Genomic DNA, 1,713 nt, shown 5'->3' with positions numbered 1-1,713 from the left:
AACAGGCGGCAATGCGGAAAGTCTTTTTGCTCGGGCATCAGTGCCGGCGGCGCGCACAGGCGAATTTCTTTGGCGCCGAGGGCGGTCAGTGCGTGCACATCGGAGCGGGCGACGCGTGAGTGTTTTACGTCACCGCAAATGGTCACGGTGAGCTGATGGAAATCCGGTCGGTGCTGGCGAATCGTCAGCACGTCGAGCAGGCCCTGGGTCGGATGGGCGCGATTGCCGTCGCCGGCGTTGATCACCGAGACGCCGCTCATGGCGTGGCGCACTAATTCATCCGGCGTGCCTGACACTTTGTGGCGCACGATGATCGCGTCCAGGTGCATCGCTTCCAGGGTGTGCAAGGTGTCGAACATCGCCTCGCCCTTGCTGGTGGACGACAGGCCGAGGTCGAAATTGATCACGTCGGCGCCGAGTCGGCGCGCGGCCAATTCAAATGAGGTACGGGTGCGGGTCGAGGGTTCGAAAAACAGATTCAACACGGTGCGGCCGGCGAGCAAATCGAGCTTGCGGGTGCCGTGGGCGCAGGCGTCGCGCATCGCCTCGGCGCGGTCGAGCAGGCGTTCGATGGTGGCGCGAGGCAGGTGTTCCAGCGAGGTCAAATGGCGCAGACGTGGGCTCATGGCGGAGTCTTCTTCGTGTAGGCAGAGAAGTAAGGCAAGAAAGGCGTGTTCAGTGCTCGATCGTCGATAGTGACGGTGGATCGGCCGCGCTGCTCAGCCAATGCTCAAGAATGACCGCGGCCGCTTCGGCATCGATGTGTGCGGCATCGCGGCGGCGTTTCAGACCGGCGGCGCGCGCATCGGCAAAACGCCGGGCCGCCTCTTGCGAGCTGTGCCGTTCGTCGACCAGCACCACCGTGGTTGCATAGCGTTGGCGCAGCCGTTCGGCAAATTTGCGCGCGGCGATACTGGCCGGTTGTTCGGCGCCCTCCAGGGTTAGCGGCAGGCCGACCACCAGCGTATCGGGCAGCCATTCCTGGCGCAGCTTGTCCAGCTGCTGCCAGTCGGGTTCGCCGTCGCGTACCGGGATGGTGGCAAGGGCACGTGCGCTGGCGGTCAGGCGGTTGCCGACGGCGACACCGATGAGTCGGCTGCCATAGTCGAAACCCAGGGCACAGCTCATGCGTGGCCCACGTAATTGGGCAGTTGCAGCGGGTCCACGCCGACCAGTCCGGCGGCAGCGCTCCAGCGCTCATCCAGCGGGGTGTCGAAAACCACGCGCTCGTTGGCTTCCACGGTAAGCCAGGTGTTGTCCATCAGCTCTTGCTCCAACTGCCCGGCACTCCAGCCGGCGTAGCCCAGCGCCATCATCGCCTGTCGTGGACCTTCGCCGGCCGCCATCGCTACCAGGATGTCGCGCGAGGTGGTCACCGACCAGGAGTCGTTGATGCGGTAGCTCGATTCCCAGTGGCCGTGTTCGCGGTGCAGTACAAAACCGCGCTCTTGCTGCACTGGGCCGCCGATCAGCACGGGGGCATCGGCCAGCTCGGGGTCGTGGCAGCTGAGCTTCATTTGCGCGAGCACATCGCCGAAACGGTACTCGGACAATTGGGTTACCAGCAGACCCATGGCGCCGTCTTCATCGTGCTGACAAACAAAAGCCACCCCTCGCGAAAAGGGTGGCTCGGCCAGACTGGGCATGGCGATCAGGAAGTGACCAGCAAGGGTCTGGAGTTGGGGGGCGGTCATGCCCGCATTCTAGCGCCGA

The 1,713-nt window shown here is 64.4% G+C and carries 3 protein-coding genes; all 3 read right to left on the bottom strand.

Annotated elements, in window-relative coordinates; all coding sequences use genetic code 11:
- The coding region (locus tag OUZ52_RS22760) for an aspartate/ornithine carbamoyltransferase family protein (protein ID WP_266160892.1) at positions 1 to 626 on the bottom strand (626 nt) is incomplete at its 3' end.
- 49 nt (positions 627 to 675) lie between these two features.
- On the bottom strand, positions 676 to 1,128 hold the full coding sequence (gene ruvX / locus OUZ52_RS22755) for a Holliday junction resolvase RuvX (protein ID WP_266160891.1): 453 nt from the start codon (positions 1,126 to 1,128) through the stop codon (positions 676 to 678).
- Positions 1,125 to 1,694, bottom strand: coding sequence for a YqgE/AlgH family protein (locus tag OUZ52_RS22750; protein WP_266160889.1), 570 nt, complete (start codon positions 1,692 to 1,694; stop codon positions 1,125 to 1,127). Before OUZ52_RS22750 ends, ruvX begins: the two co-directional genes overlap by 4 nt.
- Positions 1,695 to 1,713: the final 19 nt, after the last annotated feature.

The sequence above is a fragment of the Dyella silvatica genome, assembly GCF_026283955.1.
GTDB lineage: Bacteria > Pseudomonadota > Gammaproteobacteria > Xanthomonadales > Rhodanobacteraceae > Dyella_C > Dyella_C silvatica.
Note: the sequence above shows the minus strand (reverse complement) of the source record. Positions and strands in the feature narration are given on the sequence as shown.

Coding starts and splice junctions, on each gene's coding strand:
- OUZ52_RS22750 (WP_266160889.1), bottom strand. CDS start 1,694: ATGACCGCCCCCCAACTCCAGACCCTTGCTGGTCACTTCCTGATCGCC.
- ruvX (WP_266160891.1), bottom strand. CDS start 1,128: ATGAGCTGTGCCCTGGGTTTCGACTATGGCAGCCGACTCATCGGTGTC.